This is a genomic window from Acidovorax sp. NN32, from assembly GCF_057597245.1.
Genome location: NZ_CP199679.1, coordinates 934,892 through 956,822, shown reverse-complemented (window position 1 = coordinate 956,822; position 21,931 = coordinate 934,892). Strand labels below are relative to the sequence as shown.

The window sequence follows — 21,931 nt, the reverse complement described above, 5'->3', positions numbered from 1 at the left end:
CTGCCATGAAACGATCCATTCCCTTTGCCAAGCTCAGCTTGCTGGAAGTTGCCAGCAGCAGGGCGCTCTTCGGGGGCACACTTCTCATGCTGGCCGTAATCGTCGGCACCGCATCGCTGATGTGGCTGGAGTTCCGCCGCACAGAAGCTCAGGACCGCAAGCAGCTCGAACTACTGGCCAGCGTCATGGAGTCGCACGCCAGCCAGGTTTTCGACAACACCAAGCTCACCCTCGACAGCCTTGCGAAAAACCTGACCACCGAGAACCACACTCCCGCGCAGCTCGAAGCACAGCAGTCTTACCGCTTGCAAGGCCTGCCTTTTCTGCGCAGCATCGCCATCGTCAGCTCCGAAGGGCTGGTGCTGGCCTCCACGACCGCCTCGGACCGGGGTGGCCGGGTGGATCTGCAGCGCCTGCCTCCTTCACCAGCGACCGATGAGCGGGTGGTCATTGGAGCCTGGGTGCATGGCCGCACACTCGCCCAAGATATGCGCAATGCAGCCGTGCCAGCGGGCCTTGGCTACATTCCCATGGTGCGCCTGGTTCGCCTGCCATCGAACGCTGTGGTGACGTTGGTGGCACAGATCAATCCCGACGCCCTGGCCACCTACCAGCGGCAGTTGATGGAGGCGGGCCACCCTGGCACACAGGTCATGCTGGCGTTGGACAACGGGACCTTGCTCACCCAGGTGGGCAACGACACCCTGAATCTTGGAAGCAGCCTGGGCACCCACCCTTTGTTCCAGGGTTTGCTGCCAGCGCACAAAGGAACCTACGGCCCGCTGCAAACCTTTCAGGCGCGCAGCCTGGGCGCCTGGCGCAGCTCCAATAGCCAGCCTCTGGTGGCGTTTGTAGAGCAACCCTATGAAGCCACGACCCAGCAGTGGCTGGACGCAATGCGAGGACCGCTGCTGTTCATGGGGGTGGCCTTGGCGCTGATAGGACTTCTCACGCATGCGTCCTGGCGCAATGCCCGCGCAAAAGAAGTTGCGCAACGTGAACGCGATGAGGCCCAGCAAGAAACCGCACGGCGCGAACAAGAGCTGTCGGTCCTGTTCCGAAGTGTTCAGGAGCTGATCTTCCGCACCGATGCCCAAGGGACCATCCGGTTCGTCAATCCCCGCTGGCATGCCATTACCAACCAGCCCGCTGAAATGGCCCGAGGCCAGCGTCTGCGGGACGTCGTCCACCCCGAGTGCCGCGATGGCGTGGATGCCCTGTTCGACGCCACCCAGCCCCCGGGCGTGCGCATGGCGCAGGTCCGCCTCACGGGACCCGCAGGAGAAACGCGCGCGCTGGACATCTCGGTGGTTCCGCTGCGTGACCGGTCGGGTCAGTTGCGCGGCTTTGCGGGCAGCGCGGTGGATGTGACAGCCCTGCTGGCCGCCCAGCAAAGCCTGCAAGAGCAGTTGGCCCTCACAAGCCAGGTGCTCGAATGCAACCCGTTGCCCATCTGCATGACCGACACCGAAGGACGTCTTCTCTCGGTCAACCAGGCCTGGGAAAGTTTCATGGGGCTGTCGCGCAAAAGCGTCCTGGGGATGCGCAACATCGACTTTCTGCCCAAGCAAGAGGCGCAGGCGTACTGCGCACACCAAGAACAACTGTTGCGCGAGGGCGGTCGTGTCCGCTACGAAGAGCGCATGCGCCGACCCGATGGCAGCTTCCGGGATGTGCAGGTCACCAAGGTGCTCGTCACCACCAACGGCAAGCAGCCCATCGGTATCCTGACCGCCAAGATGGACATCACGGAATTCCGGGCCGCACGCGATCTGGCCGAAGAGGCGTCGCGCTCCAAGTCGGAATTTGTGGCCAACATCAGCCATGAGTTGCGCACGCCCCTGCAATCCATCCTGGGCTTCTCCGAACTCGGACTGGCGCGGGGTCGCCATCAATCCAAGCTGGCATCCATGTTCAGTGACATCCACGACGCGGGCCAGCGCATGCTGGTGCTGGTCAATGACCTGCTCGACATCGCAAAGATCGAGAGCACGGTTGGAGCCTTCCAATTCGAGCGCGCCGACGTGCGCGATCTCATCGAGGAAGTGGCGGCAGAGATGGAGTTGCTGCTGGACCGCAAACGCCTGGGCCTGGGCTTGCGCCTGGGCCGCATGCCTTTGATCGCCAAAGTGGATCCATCGCGCTTTCAGCAAGTGGTACGCAATGTCTTGAGCAACGCCATCAAGTTCTCGCCCGAAGACAGCATCATCGACATCACCGCCGGAGTCTCGGACGACCACAGCATCCACATCCAGGTGCGCGATCAAGGCCCGGGCATACCTCCCTCAGAGCTGGAGACCGTGTTCCAGGCCTTCGTGCAATCGAGCAAGACGCGCGATGGCTCCGGCGGAACGGGCCTGGGCCTGGCGATATGCCGCAAGATCGTCGAAGCACATGGGGGGCGCATCCATGCCACCAACGGGCCCGACGGCGGTACCATCTTCCATATCATGCTGCTCACCGCAGGCTACACGGACACGATGCCAGCCCCGCTCACATGAACAGGAAGCCCAGCAAGCCCCAATCCTCCGACTGGCGCAGCAGCCCGGCGCTGATGTACTTTGTGGTGGCCTGCGTTTTCAGCGCTGTAGTGCTGCTAGGTGCCTGGGCCACCATGGCCGCCATGCTGCGCTGGCAGTGGAAGGAAACCCTGGACGCCGAGATGCGCCAGAACACCAACACCGCCCTGGCACTGAAGGAGCACACGCTGCGCATCCTGGACACGGTGGACCAGGCCATGTGGCGTTTGCAGCATACCGCCGAAGACGGACCACTCAACGGCGAGGACCTGGCAACCATCGCCAATGAAACCGGCATGGTGCCGCACATCCTGACGCAGTTGTCCTTCGTGGGCCCCGATGGCCGCTTTCAGGGCAGCAACCTCGACCCCGACGGCTCGCGCAGCAACCATGTGAGCCTGATGGACCGCGACCATATCCGGGTGCACTTGCTGCCCGCCGAAGCGGCCCCGCCCAGCTCTGGCATGCTGCACAACGGCCTTTTCATCAGCAAGTCCCTGCTGGGCAAGGTGTCGGGGGTATCGACCATCCAGCTCTCACGCAAAGTCACGGCCGCTGATGGGCGCGTGCTGGGGGTGGTGGTGGCGTCACTCAATCCACGCCATTTCGCCGACGTGTACCGGGGCGTGCAACTGGGCAGCGACGGCGGTGTGGGACTTGCGGGGCTTGACGGAGTGATCCGTGTGCGCGTGTTGGGAGGTGCCAGCACAGAGGTTGGGATGCAACTGCCCGCGCCCCTCCTGCAAGCACTGCGCAGCCAGGACAGCGGGGCCATGTTGTCGCCATCGTCCGACGCCAGACTGCGCATCATTGGTTTCAGCCGTGTCGGAAGTTACCCGCTTGCCGTACTCAGCGGCACCTCAGAAGAACACTCTTTCGCCCGCTGGCGCACCACACGCGACACGATCCTGTGGTTGACGGCACTGTTGAGCCTGGCGGTTGTGGCCTTTGTCGCCGTATTTCTGGGAAGCATACGCAAGCTGGCGGTCAGCCACGCGGCCCTGACCCGCAGCGAGGCCGAAGCCCAGCGCGCCAACCAGGCCAAAAGCGAATTCCTGGCCGCCATGTCGCACGAGCTGCGCACTCCGCTGACGAGCATCCGCGGCTTTGCTGAACTCATGGAGCTGCGCAGCAACGATCCACAGACCCGGGAGCAATCGAGCCTTATCCGCCAGGGCGCTGAGCACCTGAACGCTCTGCTGACGGAAATCCTCGATCTGGCGCGAATTGAAGCGGGTGCCATGCCAACGCACCCCGAGTCCGTGGAACTGCCCGGTCTGCTGCACGATGTGATCGAGCTGTTCCGTGTCAGTGCAGTGGCCAAATCGCTGGCGCTCACGTCGACCACGGCCGCCAACGTCCCGAACTCTCTGCTAACCGACCGCCTCAAGCTCAAGCAGATCCTGAACAATCTCTTGTCCAATGCCATCAAATTCACCCCGTCGGGCACCGTGTGCCTGGCCGTGGATACCAGCGCAGACGGTCACCATGTGCAGTTCCATGTCACAGACACAGGCCCGGGTATCCCGGAAAACCTGCACGAGGTCATTTTCGAAAAGTTCAGCCAGGGCCACGCCCGCGTCAGCTACCAACACGGGGGCACCGGACTGGGGCTGTCGCTGTCTCGTGCGCTTGCCCAACTGCTGGGCGGCACGTTAACCGTCAGGTCCCGGGTGGGCGAGGGCTCCACATTTACGCTGTCGCTGCCGCTGCAAATTCCGCCGAAAGCCGCCCCGCACTTCGCATAAGCCGCATTGCTTACCACTGCGGGGCCGATACACCGCAGAGGTTTATTGGTTATGCATCAGCGGCGACGGCGTGCAAAGGCCGTGGTGAAACAGCCCATCAGAATCGACAAAATGATCATCCCCCACTGGGACAGCGTAGGAATGGGTGACGCAAACCCGATCTGGCTTGCCGGCGAACACACTTCCAGACCCGGCGTGGCCCCGGTAGCGGCCACTGGCGTCACACAGAAAAACAGGAAGTTGCCCATATCGCCTGCCATCGGGGTATACCCCATCGTTGTGGCGACATTCGTTCCTGCCGCCACGCTGTTGCTGGGGCTGCGCACCCAGCGGAAGGTGGACGCACCCTGCACGTCTGCATTGGCGTCCGTGTAGGTGTAGTTGCCTGTGGCGGGTTGCCCAATGGTCGGCACGCCCGCAACGGACACGGACAGGGCCACGGGGGGCACCTGCGCAACCACCGAGATTTGCACCGTCGCATCGTCACAAAGAGCCGCGTTCGGAGCAGGCAGGCACACCCGGTAGGTGAATGTGTCGGTCCCGCTGAAGCCAGCATTCGGCGTGTAGGTGTAAGCACCCGTCGCGCTGTTCAGATTCAGGGTGCCGTTGGCGGTGCTCGCGAGCACCGCGTACGTGGAACCCACCGGGGCGGAATCATTGCCCGTCACCGAAGCATTGAACGGCACCCCTTGGGTGGCGGGGCCTGCATTGTCATCTACCGCATTCGGGCCGACGGTCACTGTGACCGTAGCGGGGACGCAGGTTGCCTGATCAGGTGCTGGCTTGCACTGTTGATAGGTGAACGTATCCTGGCCTGAAAAACCAGGTTGCGGCGTGTAGGTGTAGGCCCCCGTGGATGGACCGAGCACCACAGAACCGTTGGCGGGTGTCGCAACCACGGCAAAAGTGGAGCCCGCCACGGCCGTATCGTTGGTGGCCACATTGCCCGGCACAGGGGTGTTGAACGGGGTGGTGGCCGTGTCGTCCACAGCGCCGATGGCTCCAGGCGGCAAGGTCACCGTCACGGTTCCAACATCCACCCAGGTGCCTGGCACCGTGGCTGCATCGGTCACGGCCAGGTTGTCCAGCTCGAAGCCCCCTCCTCCAGCGTGGCGGACAACGATGGTCCTGAAATTGACGCTGGCCCCCCGCAGCAACAGGTTGATGTAGCCATAGGGCTCTCCTGTATTGCGACCCGCAGGCGGGTTGGGGTTGCCAAAGTAGTCCGCCTTGGCGTACGAATTGCCGTCGATCGCCGTGATGTTGCCGCCCCCACCCAGCAGCGTTGTCAGCGAGTTCGTCGTGAACTGCGCCAACAAGGTGTTGGTGTCGTCATAGAACTCGATGGTGTTGCCGGCGTTGCCCGCCGACCACCAGAATCCAACGTACTTCCGGTCGCCAATCAGGGTGATGGTGACCTGGTTGCCGTTTCCTATAGCAAGGTAGTTCCCTGTCCCATCTGCGCCACCATACTGGTCAGCCGCAGTGCGGTTGACACCCCCGGTGGCACCCGTCCAAGCCCCGATGGCAAAACTCCCCGTCGCACCAATTGCCCCTGCTGCATCCGAGAAGGTTTCCACGATGGCGCCCGATCGCGTCGTGTTCTGTTCGCCGGGCGGTGAAAGGTATACGTCCAGAGTCTGAGCGCCAGCGTTAAAGCCGCTCAGCAAACAAGCCGCGCCAATCAGCACTGCAGACAAGGTCGGGGGACGCAGCAGAGAACCAGAGAAGCGCATAGATCGGGACAGGCTCAAAAGTGTGGCCGCGATCATAGGAGGGCTGTTACGCAAAGCGACAAGCGCCACCGAAATGCAACATTTGTTGACAATCTGCTACCTGCGGCGGCCGCAAGCTCCAGAGTGACTCCCTCTGAATGCGGGGTCAGCAGCCCCGTCCCTCACGCCTCCAGCGAGCTCAACCCCATGCTTGCATGCGACCAATCAAGGCGAAAGTGAAGCGTTTCCCGAGTCGCGGACGTGGCCACGATGCCTCTCAGCGCCCACCGCAGAAGGCGGTTCAGCGCTCACGCCGAATCAAAGCGCGTGACCGAAACGCCCCAGGCGCGGGGCCCAGTTGGCAAGGATGTCGGCCGACACCAGCACCCGGCGCGCCTGGCCGATGAGCAAGTGGCGCGGCACAAACCCGATGTAGCGTGAGTCGGCGCTGTTGTCGCGGTTGTCGCCCAGCACCAGGTATTCGCCCTCGGGCACCGTCACCGGGCCGAAGCTGCGGTGCGCGGTCACGCCCTGCAGCCACTGCACACGGCGCTCGTGGCCCTGCAGGTGCTCCGTCCAGCGGGTGGCGGGCACCTGGGCGCCCCATTCCAGCAGGGTTTCGGTCACCGCCTCGGGCGCGTCATAGCGCGCCGCCTCGCCGTTGAGGTACAGCACCTCGTCGCGCATTTCCACAGTGTCGCCGGGCAACGCCGCAATGCGCTTGATGAGCCGCGTGCCATCGCGCGGCGACGAGAAGGTGACCACATCGCCCCGCTCGGGCTCGCCCAGGCGGGCGAGCACCACATCGGTCAGCGGCAGCTTCAGATCGTAGGCCAGGCGGTTGACAAAAACGACGTCGCCTTCGAGCAGCGTGGGGCGCATGGACCCCGAAGGGATGGGGTTCCAGTCGGCCACCGCCGTGCGGAAGATGCCGAAGCACAGCAGCAGCACGATGAACCCACGGTTCGATTTGATCCAGTTCAGCAGCATGACGACAACTCCAAGTAGCTTCAAAGCAAGCGCTCTGCTCGGATGCGCCCTGTTGCAACTTGGTTCCGTGAGACAGGCCATTGCGAATCTCCCACAGCACTTGCTGTGAGCGCAGCCAATTCCAGTGCACCCGTGGAACCGGCTTTGCCGGGCCAGGGGGTGCGTCCCCCTTGGGGGAAGCGGCGCAGCCGCTCAGGGGGGCTTTTTTCTAGCTCGGGGATGCGCCGCGTCATACACCTTGGCCAGGTGCTGAAAATCGAGGCGCGTGTAGACCTGCGTGGTCGTGATGTTGGCGTGGCCCAGCAGCTCCTGCACCGCACGCAGGTCGCCGCTGCTTTGCAGCAGGTGGCTGGCAAAGGAGTGGCGCAGCATGTGCGGGTGCACCGGCGTGGTCAAACCCGCCTGCTGGCTGCGCTGGCGCAGGCGCAGCCAGATCGACTGTGCCGTGAGCCGCTTGCCGCGCCGGCCGACGAACAGTGCGGTGTCAAGCCGCGCCGATCCTTCACCGCCGAAGGGCGTGGCCCGCAGTAGCAGCCAAGCCTGCAGCGCTGCGGTGGCCGCGCGCCCCACGGGCACGCTGCGGCGCTTGCTGCCTTTGCCGAACACATGGGCCTCACCCGCTTGCAGATCGACCCAGCCCCGGCCCTGGCGCTGGGTGTCGGCATTGGGGATGGCGTCGAGCCCCGCGAGTTCACCCACGCGCAGGCCGCAGCCGTAGAGCAGCTCGACCATCGCAGCATCGCGCGCCTCCAGCCAGGGGTCGGCGCCGGTGTTGTCGAATTCGGCCAGCCGGACGGCGTCGTCCACGCCCAGCGCCTTGGGCAGTGGCTTGGGCGCCTTGGGGGCGCGCACGTCCTGCACCGGGTTGTGCGGAATCAGCCCCTGCCGCCCCGCCCAGATGAAAAAACCGCGCCAGCCCGAGAGGATGAGCGCAATGCCGCGCCCGCTGCGCCCGCCGCTGTGCATCTGCGCCACAAAACGGCGGATGTGTGCAGTCTGCAGCTGCAGCAGCGGCACGCTGACCGCCGCCGCAAACTGCGCGAGCTTTTCAAGGTCCAGCGCGTAGAGCGTGAGCGTGCGCGCTGCCAGCCGCTTTTCGACGCGCACGTGCTCCAGGTAGCGCAGGACGTGGGGGTCGAGCGTGGTGGGCGCAGTGGGCGTGTCAGACATGGTTACCGTGGCTGAGCCGCCGCAGAGTGGCCGCTGGCCGTCTGGCTACTTCAGACGAAGCAATGCGGCGCTGGCGAGTTCTGCCATGCGCGACAGAAATTCGGTGCCCATCGTGGCATCAAAACGCTGCGGGTCTTGCGAGCCCAGCACCAGCAGGCCAAAGGCGGGCGTGGCGCTGTCGATGGCGCCTGCGCGCAGCGGCAGCAGAGCCAGCGACTGGGCGGGTTCGCCCGCCTCGTTGGCCAGCCAGGCGGCGGGCTCGAAACCCAGGTTTGGGCCGCAGAACGGCATGGTGAGCGACGAGGCGAACGCGCGAGCGTCTTCGCTGGCGCCCTGGGTGAAGTCGGCGTCGATGTACGGCGCAGCCACCTCCCACACGCGGACCGCCGCCTGGGGCACGTCGAAAAGGGTGCGCACACCATCCACCACGGCCTGGGGCAGGTCGAACGGGTCGCGCACCTGCAGCAGGCTGCCGGTCCATTGGTGGACCTTGTTGGCAATGGCAGCGTTTTCGGTGCTGTTGCGCACCATTTCCATGATGCGCTGCTCCAGGCCCTTGATCTTTTCGCGCAGCATCTCGGCCTGTCGCTCCTGCAAGCTCACGGCGCGCGCGCCGTGGGGGCTGGTGATCTGCACGCTGGCCAGCACCTCGGCATGGCGTTCGAAAAAGCCCGGTGTGTTGGTGAGGAACTGGGCGATGTCGTCTTCGGTGATCGGTGGGATGTGGGACGTCATAGGAGGGTGTCAGGAATATCGATCTGGCCTTCGAACACCGTGGTGGCGGGGCCTGTCATGAAAACGGAATCGGTGTCGGCACCGCTCCAGGCAATGGTGAGGCGTCCGCCGCGCGTGTCCACATGCACCTCGTTATCGAGCAGGCCGAGGCGGATGCCGGCCGACACGGCGGCGCAGGCGCCCGTGCCGCAGGCCAGGGTCTCACCGGCACCGCGCTCGAACACGCGCAGCCGCACGTGGGTGCGGTCCACGATCTGCAAAAAGCCTGCGTTCACGCGCTGCGGAAAACGCGCGTGGCGCTCGATCAAAGGGCCCGCTTCGGCGACGGGGGCGGTGTCCACGTTGTCCACCAGTTGTACGGCGTGGGGGTTGCCCATGGAGACCACTGCTATCAAAAAAGTAGCTACTAGCGCTTTACCATCCAGCGCTAGAGGCCATTTTTGCCCTGATCCTTGCTCTACAGGGCTCAGGCCGCTGGCATCGAACGGTACCTGCGCGGGATCGAACTGCGGGCGGCCCATGTCCACGGTGACACGGCCATCGGGCGTGAGGCGGGGGGCGATCACGCCGCTTTTGGTCTGCACCCGCAGGGTGTCTTTGCCCGACAGGCCTTTGTCGTGCACAAAGCGCGCAAAGCAGCGGGCGCCGTTGCCACACTGCTCCACCTCTCCGCCATCGGCGTTGTGGATCACGTATTCGAAGTCGATACCGTCAGCGGGCGAAGGACGCACGGTGAGGATCTGGTCGGCCCCCACGCCGAAGTGGCGGTCGGCCAGAAAACGGTATTGGGCGGTGCTGAGCCCCAGGCGGCCCTGGGTTTCGTCGAGCACCACGAAATCGTTGCCCGCGCCCTGCATTTTGGTGAAGCGAATCTGCATCCGTCAGATTATCGTCGGTGGGCAACCAATAACCTCAGGCAGCGCCGGTTTCACGGCCCCATTAGGCTTGCGCTCTTTGGGCGCCGCTCTGGCTGCCACCCGCCAAGGACTCTTTGATGCCCGATCTTTCCGCCTTCGCCATCACCCACAAATGGCCCGCCCAGCACCCCGACCGCCTCCAGCTGTATTCGCTGCCCACGCCCAACGGCGTGAAGGTGTCGATTGCGCTCGAAGAGCTGGGCCTGCCTTATGAGCCCCACCTGGTGAGCTTTGACACCAACGACCAGACCTCGCCCGAGTTCCTGTCGCTCAACCCCAACAACAAGATCCCCGCCATCCTGGACCCGAATGGCCCGGGCGGCCAGCCGCTGGCGCTGTTCGAATCCGGCGCCATCCTGTTGTACCTGGCAGAGAAAACCGGCCAGCTGATCCCGCAGGAGGCCGCTGCGCGCTACGAAACCATCCAGTGGGTGATGTGGCAGATGGGCGGCCTGGGCCCGATGTTCGGCCAGCTCGGCTTCTTCCACAAGTTTGCGGGCAAGGACTATGAAGACAAGCGCCCGCGCGACCGCTATGTGGCCGAATCCAAACGCCTGCTGGGCGTGCTGAACCAGCGCCTGGCAGGCCGCCAGTGGGTGATGGGCGACCAGTACACCATTGCCGACATCGCCATCCTGCCCTGGGTGCGCAACCTGATTGGTTTCTACGGCGCGGGCGACCTGGTGGAGTTTGGCCAGTTCACCGACGTGCAGCGCGTGCTGGACGTGTTTGTGGCACGCCCTGCGGTGGTCAGGGGTCTGGCAATTCCGGCACGCGGTTGAGAGAAGAGAGGGTGCGCACTGGCGCTTTCTTTCTCGCCCGCCCTTGATATTGATCATGCCCGCCAGCCTGCCGCACGGCCGCCGCGCACCTACGATGGACCTCCTTAAAAAACAGGGAGTACCTCATGGGATTGACCGTCAACGTTCTGGACGATCTGGGCGCGCACAACCTTCAGGCAGCGGCCCAGGCGGCACTGCAGGAGACCAACGCCATCGCATTGATCGAGCTGCTGGAGATGCTGTGGAGCTGCGACGTGGAAGGCGCCAACGCCGTCATTGATGCGGTGCTGCTGCGCCTGCAGCAGCTGCGGGCGTTGCGCTGAGTGGCCAACCCCAGCACATCCGCCGTAGTACGGCCCATGGGCCGTACCGAAGTGGGAGGTGTGCACATGGCGCGCCTCCCCTCGATAATGGCCCGATGCCCCGCACCAGCCAACAACTGCACCCCTACCGCGAACCTGTAGCCACCCGCCTGGCCGCCACTGTGCTGCTGCTGCGCGATGCGCCCGGCAATGCGGAAGGCATCGAAGTCCTCATGACCCGGCGCTCCGACAAGGCCAGCTTTGCACCGGGTGCCTATGTGTTCCCGGGCGGGGGCATCGATGCGCTGGATGCGCAATCGCACACCGCCGCCGACCGCCGCCCCACCCAAAGCGACCTGCACCTCACCCAGGCCATCGCCGCCATCCGTGAGAGTTTTGAAGAACTGGGTGTGCTGCTGGCCCGCCATGCCGACGGCCCCCGCAAGGGGTTGATGGCCGATGCGCAGGACATCGCCGCCATCGACCGCCACCAGCCCTTTGTGGCGCAATGCACCGCGCGCGGCCTGCGGCTGGCGGCCGACAGCGTTTTCATGCTGGCCCACTGGATCACCGACCGCGACCTGCCGCGCCGCTTCGACGTGCCATTTCTCGTCGCCCGCATGCCCGAGGGCCAGGAGCCTGTGGCTGACGAGGCCGAGCAGTTCGAGCCCGTCTGGGTGCGCCCGGCCGATGCGCTGGCGCGGCATGAGGCGGGGCAGTTCTTCATGATCTTTCCAACCATCCGCACGCTGCAGCGGCTGGCCACGTTTGCCACCACCCAGGCCGTGTTTGACGCGCTGGCCCACGAGCTGCCCCTGTGGACCAGCTGCCCGCGCGCGGGCACGCTGGCGGGCAAGGAAGCGCGGTACATGGAAAGCGACATGCCCTACGGCGAGCTGGCCCTGGTGTGCCCCGACGGCCAGATCGTGCACCCGCTGGACTGGCAAACCGAGCGCCCCGTGCCGCTGCTGCGCAACGTACAGCGGTTGACCGCCCCCAACCCCGGTGTGATGACCGGCCCCGGCACCAACAGCTACCTGGTGGGCGACCCCGCCACGGGCTATATCGCCATCGACCCCGGCCCGGCAGACCCCGAACACCTGGACAAGCTCTGGCGCGCCGCCGGGGGCGACATCCGCATGATCGTGTGCACCCACTCGCACCCCGACCACTCGCCGGGCGCCGCGCCGCTGCAGGCACTGTGTGTGCAGGCGGGCAAAGCCCGGCCCCCCATCCTGGGCCTGCCCTCGGCGCCCACCGCGCGCACGGCCAGCACATTCACACCCGACAGATCGCTACAAAATAATGAGCTACTCGCGCTTGATGGACAAGCGCCAGAGGGCAATATTACCCATACTTTGCGGGTCATCTACACCCCGGGCCACGCCGCCAACCACCTGTGCCTGCTGCTGGTGGAAGACGCCCTGCTGTTCAGCGGTGACCACATCCTGAACGGCAGCACCACGGTGGTGGACCCACCCGACGGCAACATGGCCGACTACCTCGATTCGCTGGACAAGCTCGACGCCGTGTGCGCCGAGCATGGCGTGGGGTTCATCCTGCCTGCGCACGGTTATGTTCTGGGCGATGCCCGTAGCGCCATCGCCAAGCTCAAGTCCCACCGCCTGGCACGCGAGGCCAAGGTGCTGGCCGCCATGCAGGCGCTGCCCCAGGGCAGCATGGAAGACTGGGTGCGGCACGCCTACGCCGACGTGCCGCCGCGCATGTGGCCCGTTGCGCAGCGCTCGCTCCTGGCGCATGTGGAGCGAATAAGAATGTTCGCCCCCTGAGTCGCCTGCGGCGCCTTCCCCCATCCGGGGGACGACGCCCTCGCTGCGGGGCGGCCCTTGCTTGGCGTCCCTGGCGGAGAGCGCGCCCGCTGCACGCGCCACGAACAACAAGAGGCGTGCCCACACAATCCATCCTACAAAGAAAGCCGCCCCAACCCATGAATGACAAAAACCCCAACCCCTCCCACATCCGCCTGGCCAAGCGTGTGGCCGACCAACTGAACTGCTCGCGCAGCACGGCCGAGCAGTTCGTCGAAGGCGGCTTTGTGAGCGTGGACGGCCAGGTGGTGGAAGCCCCCGGCGCACGCGTGCGCCCCGACCAGGCCGTGACGGTGGCGCCAGACGCCAGCCTGCTGGAGTTGACCACGGTGACCTTGCTGCTACATAAGCCAGTGGGGTTTGAAGCGGGCCTGGGTCTGCCCGCCGGGCAGGCGGCCCACGCCAGCCGCAGCCAGGGCGCCACTGCGGCCGCCACCCTGCTGGGCCCGGCATCCCACCTGCCTGAGGACGCCTCAGGCATCCGCGTGCTGCAGCGCCACTTCAAGCAGCTGGAATGTTTCACCCCGCTGCCCACGGAGGCCAGTGGCTTGGTGGTCTATACGCAGGACAAGCGCATCGCGCGCAAGCTGGCGGAAGACATCGAGTCGCTGGAGCAGGAATGCATCGTGGAGGTGAAAGGCGACATTGCACCGAACGGGCTGCAGCGCCTGTGCCACGGCCTCTCGTTCAACGGCCGCCCGCTGCCGCCCATCAAGGTGAGCTGGCAAAACGAGACCAAGCTGCGCTTTGCCCTCAAGGGCATCCGCCCCGGCCAGATCCCGGCCATGTGCGAGGCCGTGGGCCTCACTGTGGTGGCCTTGAAGCGCATTCGCATTGGCCGCGTGCCGCTGGCGAAGGTGCCTGAAGGGCAGTGGCGGTATTTGCAGCCTTGGGAAAGATTTTGAATCCCCCCTGAGTCGCCTTCGGCGCCGTCCCCCCCCCGGGGGGACGCCACCGGTGGCCTGGCAAAGCCAGTTCCACGGTGGCACTGGTCTGGCCGCGCGCCCCGTGGCTACGTCGGTGCGACCGTCCGCTTGGCGACCCTGCCGACGGGTTCGGTATCAGACCAACCCAAACCGTTCACGCTGAGCTTGTCGAAGCACGGCGCCAAGCTTGGACATGCTCGGCCCGAACGGTAAGCCCCAGCTTCCAAGCGACAAGCTCACAGCTATCAAATTCATAGCTGCCAGCGCTTGTTGGAAAAGCGCTAGATGCCAATTTGGCATAAATTTATCTTCCACTGACCGCTGCTACACTGCGCGCAAACAGGAGGGAGTTCATGAGCCAAGTTTCATCAGACAGAGACAGCGCTGCGGGGCCGATGTCTACGTTCATGCCGCAGAACATCGATGCACACCCGATGGAGTTCACGGGCAGCGGGGGCGAATACTTTCGGGTGTGGATCGTCAACGTGCTGCTGTCCATCGTCACGCTGGGCATCTACACCCCCTGGGCCCGGCGCCGCACGGCGCAGTACTTCTACAGCCACACGCTGGTGGCGGGCAGCCCGCTCGAATTCACTGCGCAGCAGCGCAAGATGGTGATGGGCTTCGTGCTGCTGATGCTTATCACCCTGGCCTACAACATTGCCGCCAACACGGGGCAGGATGCTGCCGTGGGCGTCTTGCTGCTGACGGGCGCCGTGCTCTCGCCGCTGATCTGGGGCAGTGCCATGCGCTTTCGGCTGGGCGCCACGCGCTGGCGCGGCCTGCGCCTGCAGTTCACCGCCCACTGGAAAGAGGTCTACCTCGCGAGCTGGCCCCTGTTTGCGCTGGCATTGGTGTGGTTTGGCGTGTTTTTTGGCATGCAGATCCTCTCGCCCGAACTGGCCGACGTCTTGCAGGAGGTGGAGGACGAAGCCGCCAACCCCAAGATGCCTTCGTTCACCCCGGCCATGGGCGCCCTGCTGCTGCTGGGCCTGGTGCTGACCGTGCTGTGCTTCATCCGCCTGGAATACAACTACAAGAGCCTGCTGGTGCTCAAGGCCCAGGTAGGCGCCGAAAAAGGCCGCTGGAAGCCGGTGTACATGGATTTCGTCAAGGTGTGGCTGGCCACGGTGGCCGTTTTCGTGCTGACCGTGGTGGGGTTCTCGGTGCTGATTGGCGTGCTGGCGGGCAGCTCCATCGCCCTGTTCGCCGGTCAGAGCAGCCGCATGGGCCTGTGGATGATTCTGGTGATCATCGTGTCCATCATCGCGGGCATCTTCATGCTGATCCTGGCTTCGGCCCCCGCCCGCGCCTACCGCGAGGCGCGCATGTTCCAGCTCATGTGGAACAACATCGGCGTGAGCCATGTGGCACGGTTCAAGTGCCACCTCAAGAGCGGCAGCTACGTGGGGCTGCGCATCAAGAACATGCTGCTTACCCTGCTCACGCTCGGCCTCTACCGCCCATTTGCACGGGTGAGTGAATACCGCATGAAATGCGAATCCGTCACCCTGCACGTCAAGGGCGGCGTCGAACAGGTTGCGGGCGCCATGGTGCGCCAGCAGCAAAACGGCCTGGGCGATGCGCTGGCCGATGCGGCAGGCCTGGACCTCATCGGTTGAGCATGCCCGCCCCCGTGAACGCAGACCTGATCCAAGGACGCTGGTTCGACGGCCAGAGCAGCAGAGCCCGCCCCGTGATGGTGAGCCTGCGGCCCACGCCGCAGGGCCCGTCGCTGGTGCTCCACCCGCTCTCACAGCCGGGCGCCGAGCCGGTCGTGTTCGCCTGGAAGGACGTGGGCTGGCCAGAGGCCTGGAACGAACACAAGCCCCAGCCCCGGGTGGTCGTGGACTTGCGGGACCACGGCAGCCTGGAGATCGATGCCGTGAGCGACTGGCGTGCCGCCCTCGCAGCCGCTGGCGAACGCCCCGGCCTGGCCCAGCGGATGCAGACCCGCTGGCCCGTACTGCTGGGTGTAACGGCTGCCGCCGTCATCGGCCTCACGCTGTTCTACCGCTATGGCACGCCCTGGGCCGCCACCCAGCTCACCCGCTTTGTGCCCCTGGGCTGGGAAACCAGCGTGGCCGAGAACGTGCTCAAGCAGATGGACGACGGCACCTTGAAGCCCAGCAAGCTCCCCAAGGAGCGGCAGGAGCAGCTCAAGGCCCGCTTTGACGCCCTGGTGCAGCAGACGCCCACAACCATGCACCGCTACCCCGACTACCGTCCGCCGCTGTCGCTGGAGTTCCGATCAGGCATGGGCGCCAATGCGTTTGCCCTGCCCGGCGGCAAGATCGTGATGACCGACGGCATCGTGAAAACCGCCACCGACCAGGGCCTGCCCGACGACGCCCTGGTGGGCGTGCTGGCCCACGAGATCGGCCATGTGATGTACCGCCACACTACGCGCATGGTGGTGGAACAAGGCGTGCTCAACATGGGCCTGGGCCTGGCGCTCGGGGACGTTTCGGCCGTGGTGTCCACAGGCGCATCGTTGCTCACCGGCCTGGCCTACAGCCGCAGCCACGAACGCGAAGCCGACTGCTACGCCATCGCCCTCATGAACCACACGGCCCTGCCCACGGCACCCATGGGCAAGCTGCTGCTGGCCATTGCCCATGACGAAGAGGAAGAAGAAGAAAACAAGAAGAAAGAAGAAGAAGAAGAAGAAGAGAAAGCAGGCCAGAACCAGGCAGCCGCACCCACGGCCAAGCCCGGCGCCAGCAGCCCCGAACGCTCGCGCCAGCGCAAGACGGCCGAAGAGATGGCGTCGCACCCTGTCTGGTCGCTGCTCAGCAGCCACCCCGACACCGTGGCGCGAGCCAGCGAGCTGGAAAAGGGGCATGCGCCCCATTGCACGAAAAACTGAGCCAGCCCTCGCCTCTTGCTGGGCAAGGCGGGCTGATTCCCGCCATCGGCAGAGCTTGAAGCGCGAGGGGCCTGGGAACCGCGGTGGGGAAACCGGGGATGGGAAATAAAGTGTGAAGCGCGCCGATAAGCCGGATTCTGTGCACCACGGTTGCCCGCAGTGTGACCGCCATTAATCTGGGCCGGGTGTCGCCACCACGGCTCGGTGCTACCTACCCGCCAACTCTGCGGAACCACATCAACGTTGGCCTACTTGGTATTGCTGCGCGTAGAGATTGCCCGTTTCACCCCCGGTGGTTTGCCTTGCGGCACTCCCCCGGGACTCGTCTCTGTTGCTCTGATCCTCACCTCACGGTGGGCAGCCGTTAGCTGCTACGCTGTCCTGTGCAGTCCGGACGTTCCTCCAGTGCCTGGTTTCCCAGATTGCACCAGCGGCGGTCTGGCGCGCTTCACGCTGTCGATTATCGCATCGCCCCGGGCCACAGCGCACTGCGCACTGCGCTGCGCCATCCGCCAGCTGCACCTGTCTCAAAAATCTACTTAATGCGCCCCGGTAGGCCGGTGGCCACTTGTTGACCTGCCTGAGTCGCTTTCCGGCTTTGCGTGCATAAACGGTATGCAGCCATTGAAAACTGGTCCTAGATCGTGACAGGCCGTGCAATGACTACTTACAGGATGAAACCAGAAACACTGTCTCACTGGGAATCACACATATGGCGCCATGGGTTCTCAATGGGCACACTGGCCCCGCACCGTTTACCACAGCAACATCAGGAGGAATGCCAATGAACGTGACTGCAACGACCCATGCGGGAGGAGTTCCGGGTGGCCACGGGGTCAATGAAGATTTGACCATCAAGGACGGCTTTATCGTCGACCCACGCGTAGTCGATAAGCGCGTTGCGGCACTGGAACACGGCGCCATGACCAGGGTCGATGCCATCGTGCTGCACCAAACCGACAGCAGCACCATGAATCTAGAACACGCCAAGACCGACGGGATCGGCGCGCACTTCTACATCGAAAAAGACGGCACCATTTACCAAACTGCGCGACTGGACCAGAGCGTCTACAGCGTCGGAAAAATCCGCTCCCGATGCGATGACAGCCGAACCTGCAGCAAAGAAGAGAAAACGGCGATCGACACGCTCATGAACTCGTCTGCAAGCTACGGCGCCAAAGTCAAAGCGCTCAACACCCGGGAGCAGGCCAAGGCCTACCCCGATCGATATCCAACCAACGGCGACTCCGTGGCCATTGAAGTGGTAGCCAAGTTCGACCCAAAGACAAAACTGTTCGAACGTCCCACGGCAGAGCAGACGGAATCGCTGAAATGGCTGACGCAGGCACTCGGTCGCCACTACGGGCTGGACCTGCAAACAGACGTTTACCGTCACTCCGATATTTCCTACAAACAGGCCGATGAGGCCAAGAGCCTGGTGTTCCAATGAGAGCGGCGCTGATCACCCTCTTGTCTTGTTGGGCCTGTGCGACTGCAGTGGCACAGCCATCCAAGCTTCATTGGGTACAGAGTTTCGCCGTCAAAGAAGGCACACGTAACCGCTGCGATGCACCGCGCTTCAGTGAAGCCGAATTAAGGACGTACTTTCTGCACGAAGCCAAGCGCGTCCCGGAAGAAGGGTTCGCGCAACGTGACTGGTCTGGCTGCTACGCGGAAGGGTTCGCAGTAAACGCTCGGGGCGAACGCCAACTTCACTGGCAGCTCGACCTGCTGGGAACAGGAATCATCACCTGGACAGATGGCCAGACTCACCATTTCGCGCGCGAGCAGTGAGACGCTTCCCGCATCACCGCCCTGCTGCGCGGCTGGGCGCTGCCCCGCCAGCCATCGTAGGGCGGCCGCCGAGGCTTGCGCTGCAAACACCGCGCGGGACCACGCGCTGTGTCTAATGGCGTCGTCCCAACCATGACGGGAACGACGCCGAAGTCAACCGCTCCCAGTCCAGCCCAAACCGCGCCAGGTACTTGCGCAGCCGGTCCGCATCATTGACCACCGTGCGCTGCGTGCGCGAGGCTTGGAACAGCAGGCGCCCTGCGTCCGACAGGGTGCGGGCCTGGCGGCAGACCTGCAGCACGGCAGCGAGTTGCAGCTGGTCGAAGAGATCCATGGACTCCACGGCATCCTTGCCGAGCAGATCCGCAAGATCGTCGCGGCCCAACGCGCCGGGCGTGGACGCCAAACCGTTGCGCGCATCGCTGGCGGGTTGCCACAGCCAGCGCAGGCGGGCCATTTCGGCCTCGACCAGCGGCAGGCCGATGCGGCCGCTGTCGGCCAGCGTAGCCAGGCGCGTCACGCTGGCCGAAAGGTCGCGGAAGTTGCCGGTCCACAGGGCCTCCGGCGACTGGGCGTAGCGCAGGTAGGCGGCGCGCGCCTCGTTGGAAAAGCGCACGCTGCGGCCCAGCTCGGCGCCTGCGCGGGCCAGCTGGTGGTCCACATTGGGTTCGATGTCTTCAGGCCGCTGCGCCAGGCCCGGCAGCACATAGCTCCAGAGGTTGATGCGCGCATACAGGTCTTCGCGAAAGCGCCCGGCCGCCACCTCGGCGCGCAGGTCGCGGTTGGTGCCGGCGATCAGCTCGAAATCGCTGGCCACCTCGCGGTCGCTGCCCATGGGGTAGAAGCGTTTTTCTTCCACGGCCTTGAGCAGCATGGCTTGCTCGTCCAGGCCCAGCTCGCCGATCTCGTCGAGGAACAGCACGCCCTTGTGCGCCGTGCGCAGCAAACCCGCACGGTCGGCTGCCGCGCCTGTGAAGGCGCCTTTCTTGTGGCCGAACAGCGTGGACGCGGCGCCATCGCCGTGCAGCGTGGCGCAGTTCACCTCCACAAATTCGCCCTCGACCTGGTGGCGCGCCTTCTTCAGCTCGTACATGCGCCGCGCCAGGTGCGACTTGCCCGCGCCTGTGGGCCCGGTGAACAGGATGGGCGCGCGCGAGCGCACCGCCACGCGCTCCACCTCGTCGATCAGCGCGTTGAAGCGCGCGTTGCGCGTGGCAATACCGCTTTTGAGGAACTGCACCGCGTCCTGCTGCTCGGCGCCAAAGCGCTGCGCGATCACGTCGTAGCGCGAGAGGTCCAGATCAATCAGCGCGTAGCTGCCCGGGTCGCCCATCTGCTGGCGCTTGGGCGGCGAGGTCTGCGCCAGCACGCCCGGAATGCGGCGCGACTCCACCAGCAGGAACAGGCAGATCTGCGCCACGTGGGTGCCGGTGGTGATGTGGGTCCAGTATTCCTCGCGCTCGGTGTCAAAGCGGTAGCGCTGCGCCCAATCAAAGAGCTTCGCATACACCTCGCCAAAGTCCCACGGGTCGGCAATGGGCAGGGGTACCAGGTTCACCGTGGTTTCGGGGGACGCGATCACCATGTCCGCGCGCACCTGTTGCGCCAAGTCCTGGTGGGGCGGCGTATAGAGAAGCTCCAGCCGCTCGATCACCACGTCCTCATGCTGCACCAGCGATACGGTGGGGCGCCACTTCTCCCACCGCCCCGCGCCCCGGCCGGAGTCGAGCTGGGTGCCAAGGAAACCGATCACGACCTTGTTTTTGCGCATGCTGTTCATCTATTTAGCTAGCTTTAATTCTAGTTATTTCAAATTCATCTAAGAAGCAAAAAATCTTACGGATGAATTTCCCCATACAAATCAACGGCTTGAAGAAATTCAACCGACAAAACTCAGGCTGGCACACATCTGGCAATAGATAAGACATCCAGCGCAAGCGGTGACCGCTCACAGGCCGGGGTTAGGACCAACGTTCGCCCCGCCGGTGCAGGGAGTCCGGGCTCTCAAGGCCTTGTCGATTCCCCGCATGCCGCACTCCGCAAACGCTGGGTAACGGCAAGGTCGCGGTGACGCCTCGCAAGAGGACGTGCCGGGTTCGACTCCCGGCTTGCCACCACTGGTAGCTCAGTCTGGTAGAGCCCCCCGAAAGGGGTTGTCGCAGGTTCGATTCCTGCCCATGGCCGCAAGGCCAGTACTTGGAAGTAACGGTCGAAAGACCACCCGCCGAACGCGGGGAGTTGCCCCAGGGTTGCGTTTTTTCTTGACGCAACCGCAAGGCAAGGCCCCGTCAGCCGGTGGCGGTTTGTGCCAGCACCCGGCACGGCCCGCGCCCGCAGCCAGCCACGCTGCCGCCCTGCTTGCAGGGCAGCAACCACGGCGCACTGCAGGGCCCTGGCTGTGCCCCCTGGCACCCCGCCATTGCTGTAACGGCACCCTGATTGCAATGACGACGACGAAGTAACGACAACAAAAGAACGAGGAGAAGAAAAATGATGAAGCTGATCCAACGAGTGACCGTGAAGAAGAACGAACGCGCCCTGCTGCTGCGCAACGGCAGCTTTGACCGCGTGCTCCAAAGCGGCACCTACTGGTTGTTTGCGGGCATGGACCAACTGCGCGTGGAAACCTTCGCCCTGGAACAACCCGCTTTCACCCACGGCCTGGCCGACTACCTGATGGCGCAGGAGCCTGCCGTGGTGGCGGCAGAGTTTGTGCAAGTGAACCTGTCGGAGCAGCAAGTGGGCCTGCGCAGCGAAAACGGCGTGCTGGTCGAGGTGCTGCCGCCCGGCACACGCCGCCTGTATTGGAAAGGCCTGGTGGAGGTAAGCGTGCAGGTGATCGACCTCGACGCAGGCCCCGAGCTGCCCGCCGCCCTGGTGGCGCGCCTCACGCACACACAACTGCGCCAGCGCAGCGTGACCGGATTGACCGGCGTGCTGCAAGTGCAGGTGCCCGAGGGCCAGTGCGCGCTGCTCACCATCGACGGCAAAGTGGATCGGCTGCTGCCTGCAGGCGCCTACGCGTTCTGGAAGTACGGCCGCACCATCGCCGTGGAGCTGGTGGACCTGCGCCTGCAAGCCGTAGAGGTCTCAGGCCAGGACATCATGACCCGTGACAAGGTGAGCCTGCGGCTGAACCTGTCTGCCACCTTTCGCTACACCGATGTGCTGCGCGCCTTTGCCCAGTTGCAAAAGCCTGCCGATCACCTGTATCGCGAACTGCAGTTTGCGCTGCGCGCCGCCGTGGGCACCCGCACGCTCGATGAGCTGCTGGAGAACAAGACGGTGATCGACGACGTGGTGACCGCGCACATGGCCGCCAAGCTATCGCCCTACGGCATGCAGCTGGAAAGCGTGGGCGTGAAGGACATCGTGCTGCCCGGCGAGATGAAAACCATCCTGACCCAGGTGGTGCAGGCGGAGAAACAGGCCCAGGCCAACGTGATCCGCCGCCGCGAAGAGACTGCCGCTACGCGCTCACTGCTCAACACGGCGAAGGTGATGGAGGACAACCCTGTTGCCCTGCGCATGAAGGAGCTGGAGACGCTGGAGCGGGTGGCTGAACGGATCGACAAGATCTCGGTGTTTGGTGGACTGGATCAGGTGCTGAACGGCCTGGTGAAGATGCGTTGAGC

17 protein-coding genes and 1 other RNA gene are annotated in these 21,931 nt (G+C 64.5%); 11 read left to right on the top strand and 7 right to left on the bottom strand.

From position 1 onward, the window contains the following. Nucleotides 1-5: 5 nt before the first annotated feature. Entirely contained in the window at nt 6-2,501 is a 2,496-nt protein-coding gene (locus tag ACT89O_RS04455) for a sensor histidine kinase (RefSeq protein WP_487261953.1), read from the top strand. Next, nucleotides 2,498-4,267 carry a sensor histidine kinase gene (locus tag ACT89O_RS04450; protein ID WP_487261952.1) on the top strand — a complete coding sequence of 590 codons (1,770 nt, stop codon included), beginning with the start codon at nt 2,498-2,500 and terminating at the stop codon, nt 4,265-4,267. Before ACT89O_RS04455 ends, ACT89O_RS04450 begins: the two co-directional genes overlap by 4 nt. Before the next feature lie 56 nt (nt 4,268-4,323). On the opposite strand, the gene ACT89O_RS04445 is transcribed toward ACT89O_RS04450, so the two are convergent. The 5 genes from ACT89O_RS04445 to dapF all read right to left on the bottom strand — a co-directional run bounded on the left by ACT89O_RS04445 (nt 4,324) and on the right by dapF (nt 9,755). Next, nucleotides 4,324-6,003: an IPTL-CTERM sorting domain-containing protein gene (locus ACT89O_RS04445; protein ID WP_487262818.1), complete on the bottom strand. Its 1,680-nt coding sequence runs from the start codon at nt 6,001-6,003 to the stop codon at nt 4,324-4,326. Between the two features lie 297 nt (nt 6,004-6,300). After that, entirely contained in the window at nt 6,301-6,972 is a 672-nt protein-coding gene (lepB, locus tag ACT89O_RS04440) for a signal peptidase I (protein WP_487256949.1), read from the bottom strand. Between the two features lie 192 nt (nt 6,973-7,164). Continuing rightward, complete coding sequence (locus ACT89O_RS04435; RefSeq protein ID WP_487261951.1) at nt 7,165-8,142, bottom strand: tyrosine recombinase XerC; 978 nt, start codon at nt 8,140-8,142, stop codon at nt 7,165-7,167. A gap of 45 nt (nt 8,143-8,187) precedes the next feature. Beyond that, nucleotides 8,188-8,877 carry a DUF484 family protein gene (locus tag ACT89O_RS04430; RefSeq protein WP_055399608.1) on the bottom strand — a complete coding sequence of 230 codons (690 nt, stop codon included), beginning with the start codon at nt 8,875-8,877 and terminating at the stop codon, nt 8,188-8,190. Next, on the bottom strand, nt 8,874-9,755 hold the full coding sequence (gene dapF / locus ACT89O_RS04425; RefSeq protein ID WP_487261950.1) for a diaminopimelate epimerase: 882 nt from the start codon (nt 9,753-9,755) through the stop codon (nt 8,874-8,876). Before dapF ends, ACT89O_RS04430 begins: the two co-directional genes overlap by 4 nt. Nucleotides 9,756-9,871: 116 nt before the next feature. Here dapF and ACT89O_RS04420 point away from each other — a divergent pair, with 116 nt between their 5' ends. From ACT89O_RS04420 to ACT89O_RS04395, 6 genes are all read left to right on the top strand, one after another. Next, on the top strand, nt 9,872-10,576 hold the full coding sequence (locus ACT89O_RS04420; RefSeq protein ID WP_487261949.1) for a glutathione S-transferase N-terminal domain-containing protein: 705 nt from the start codon (nt 9,872-9,874) through the stop codon (nt 10,574-10,576). A gap of 125 nt (nt 10,577-10,701) precedes the next feature. After that, nucleotides 10,702-10,899, top strand: coding sequence for a hypothetical protein (locus ACT89O_RS04415; RefSeq protein ID WP_055399614.1), 198 nt, complete (start codon nt 10,702-10,704; stop codon nt 10,897-10,899). 95 nt (nt 10,900-10,994) lie between these two features. Further along, nucleotides 10,995-12,668, top strand: a complete 1,674-nt coding sequence (locus ACT89O_RS04410) for an MBL fold metallo-hydrolase (RefSeq protein WP_487261948.1) — start codon at nt 10,995-10,997, stop codon at nt 12,666-12,668. Between the two features lie 158 nt (nt 12,669-12,826). Continuing rightward, a complete protein-coding gene (locus ACT89O_RS04405; RefSeq protein ID WP_487261947.1) occupies nt 12,827-13,612 on the top strand; it encodes an rRNA pseudouridine synthase in 786 nt (261 codons plus the stop codon). Nucleotides 13,613-13,986: 374 nt separating this feature from the next. Further along, nucleotides 13,987-15,255, top strand: a complete 1,269-nt coding sequence (locus ACT89O_RS04400) for a YjgN family protein (RefSeq protein ID WP_487256944.1) — start codon at nt 13,987-13,989, stop codon at nt 15,253-15,255. Nucleotides 15,256-15,257: 2 nt separating this feature from the next. After that, complete coding sequence (locus tag ACT89O_RS04395) at nt 15,258-16,502, top strand: M48 family metallopeptidase (protein ID WP_487261946.1); 1,245 nt, start codon at nt 15,258-15,260, stop codon at nt 16,500-16,502. Nucleotides 16,503-16,612: 110 nt separating this feature from the next. On the opposite strand, the gene rnpB is transcribed toward ACT89O_RS04395, so the two are convergent. Beyond that, an RNA gene (gene rnpB / locus ACT89O_RS04390) (RNase P RNA component class A) lies at nt 16,613-16,952 on the bottom strand. A gap of 334 nt (nt 16,953-17,286) precedes the next feature. Here rnpB and ACT89O_RS04385 point away from each other — a divergent pair. Beyond that, nucleotides 17,287-17,952, top strand: coding sequence for a peptidoglycan recognition protein family protein (locus ACT89O_RS04385; RefSeq protein WP_487261945.1), 666 nt, complete (start codon nt 17,287-17,289; stop codon nt 17,950-17,952). Between the two features lie 47 nt (nt 17,953-17,999). Continuing rightward, a complete protein-coding gene (locus tag ACT89O_RS04380) occupies nt 18,000-18,296 on the top strand; it encodes a hypothetical protein (protein WP_487261944.1) in 297 nt (98 codons plus the stop codon). A 112-nt stretch (nt 18,297-18,408) separates the two neighbouring features. Here the strand turns inward: ACT89O_RS04380 and rtcR are convergent, their stop codons facing one another. Continuing rightward, the gene (rtcR, locus tag ACT89O_RS04375; RefSeq protein ID WP_487261943.1) at nt 18,409-20,067 is read right to left on the bottom strand and encodes an RNA repair transcriptional activator RtcR; all 1,659 of its coding nucleotides are present in this window, start codon (nt 20,065-20,067) and stop codon (nt 18,409-18,411) included. A gap of 722 nt (nt 20,068-20,789) precedes the next feature. Here rtcR and ACT89O_RS04370 point away from each other — a divergent pair. Next, a complete protein-coding gene (locus tag ACT89O_RS04370; RefSeq protein ID WP_487262817.1) occupies nt 20,790-21,929 on the top strand; it encodes a slipin family protein in 1,140 nt (379 codons plus the stop codon). The last annotated feature ends 2 nt before the right edge of the window (nt 21,930-21,931 follow it).

Excerpts from the sequence above, each read along its gene's own strand:
- ACT89O_RS04410 (WP_487261948.1), top strand. The coding sequence starts at position 10,995 with ATGCCCCGCACCAGCCAACAACTGCACCCCTACCGCGAACCTGTAGCC.
- ACT89O_RS04400 (WP_487256944.1), top strand. The coding sequence starts at position 13,987 with ATGAGCCAAGTTTCATCAGACAGAGACAGCGCTGCGGGGCCGATGTCT.
- dapF (WP_487261950.1), bottom strand. The coding sequence starts at position 9,755 with ATGCAGATTCGCTTCACCAAAATGCAGGGCGCGGGCAACGATTTCGTG.
- ACT89O_RS04395 (WP_487261946.1), top strand. The coding sequence starts at position 15,258 with ATGCCCGCCCCCGTGAACGCAGACCTGATCCAAGGACGCTGGTTCGAC.
- lepB (WP_487256949.1), bottom strand. The coding sequence starts at position 6,972 with ATGCTGCTGAACTGGATCAAATCGAACCGTGGGTTCATCGTGCTGCTG.
- ACT89O_RS04415 (WP_055399614.1), top strand. The coding sequence starts at position 10,702 with ATGGGATTGACCGTCAACGTTCTGGACGATCTGGGCGCGCACAACCTT.
- rtcR (WP_487261943.1), bottom strand. The coding sequence starts at position 20,067 with ATGCGCAAAAACAAGGTCGTGATCGGTTTCCTTGGCACCCAGCTCGAC.
- ACT89O_RS04445 (WP_487262818.1), bottom strand. The coding sequence starts at position 6,003 with ATGCGCTTCTCTGGTTCTCTGCTGCGTCCCCCGACCTTGTCTGCAGTG.
- ACT89O_RS04450 (WP_487261952.1), top strand. The coding sequence starts at position 2,498 with ATGAACAGGAAGCCCAGCAAGCCCCAATCCTCCGACTGGCGCAGCAGC.
- ACT89O_RS04430 (WP_055399608.1), bottom strand. The coding sequence starts at position 8,877 with ATGACGTCCCACATCCCACCGATCACCGAAGACGACATCGCCCAGTTC.
- ACT89O_RS04370 (WP_487262817.1), top strand. The coding sequence starts at position 20,790 with ATGAAGCTGATCCAACGAGTGACCGTGAAGAAGAACGAACGCGCCCTG.
- ACT89O_RS04405 (WP_487261947.1), top strand. The coding sequence starts at position 12,827 with ATGAATGACAAAAACCCCAACCCCTCCCACATCCGCCTGGCCAAGCGT.
- ACT89O_RS04435 (WP_487261951.1), bottom strand. The coding sequence starts at position 8,142 with ATGTCTGACACGCCCACTGCGCCCACCACGCTCGACCCCCACGTCCTG.
- ACT89O_RS04455 (WP_487261953.1), top strand. The coding sequence starts at position 6 with ATGAAACGATCCATTCCCTTTGCCAAGCTCAGCTTGCTGGAAGTTGCC.
- ACT89O_RS04420 (WP_487261949.1), top strand. The coding sequence starts at position 9,872 with ATGCCCGATCTTTCCGCCTTCGCCATCACCCACAAATGGCCCGCCCAG.
- ACT89O_RS04385 (WP_487261945.1), top strand. The coding sequence starts at position 17,287 with ATGAACGTGACTGCAACGACCCATGCGGGAGGAGTTCCGGGTGGCCAC.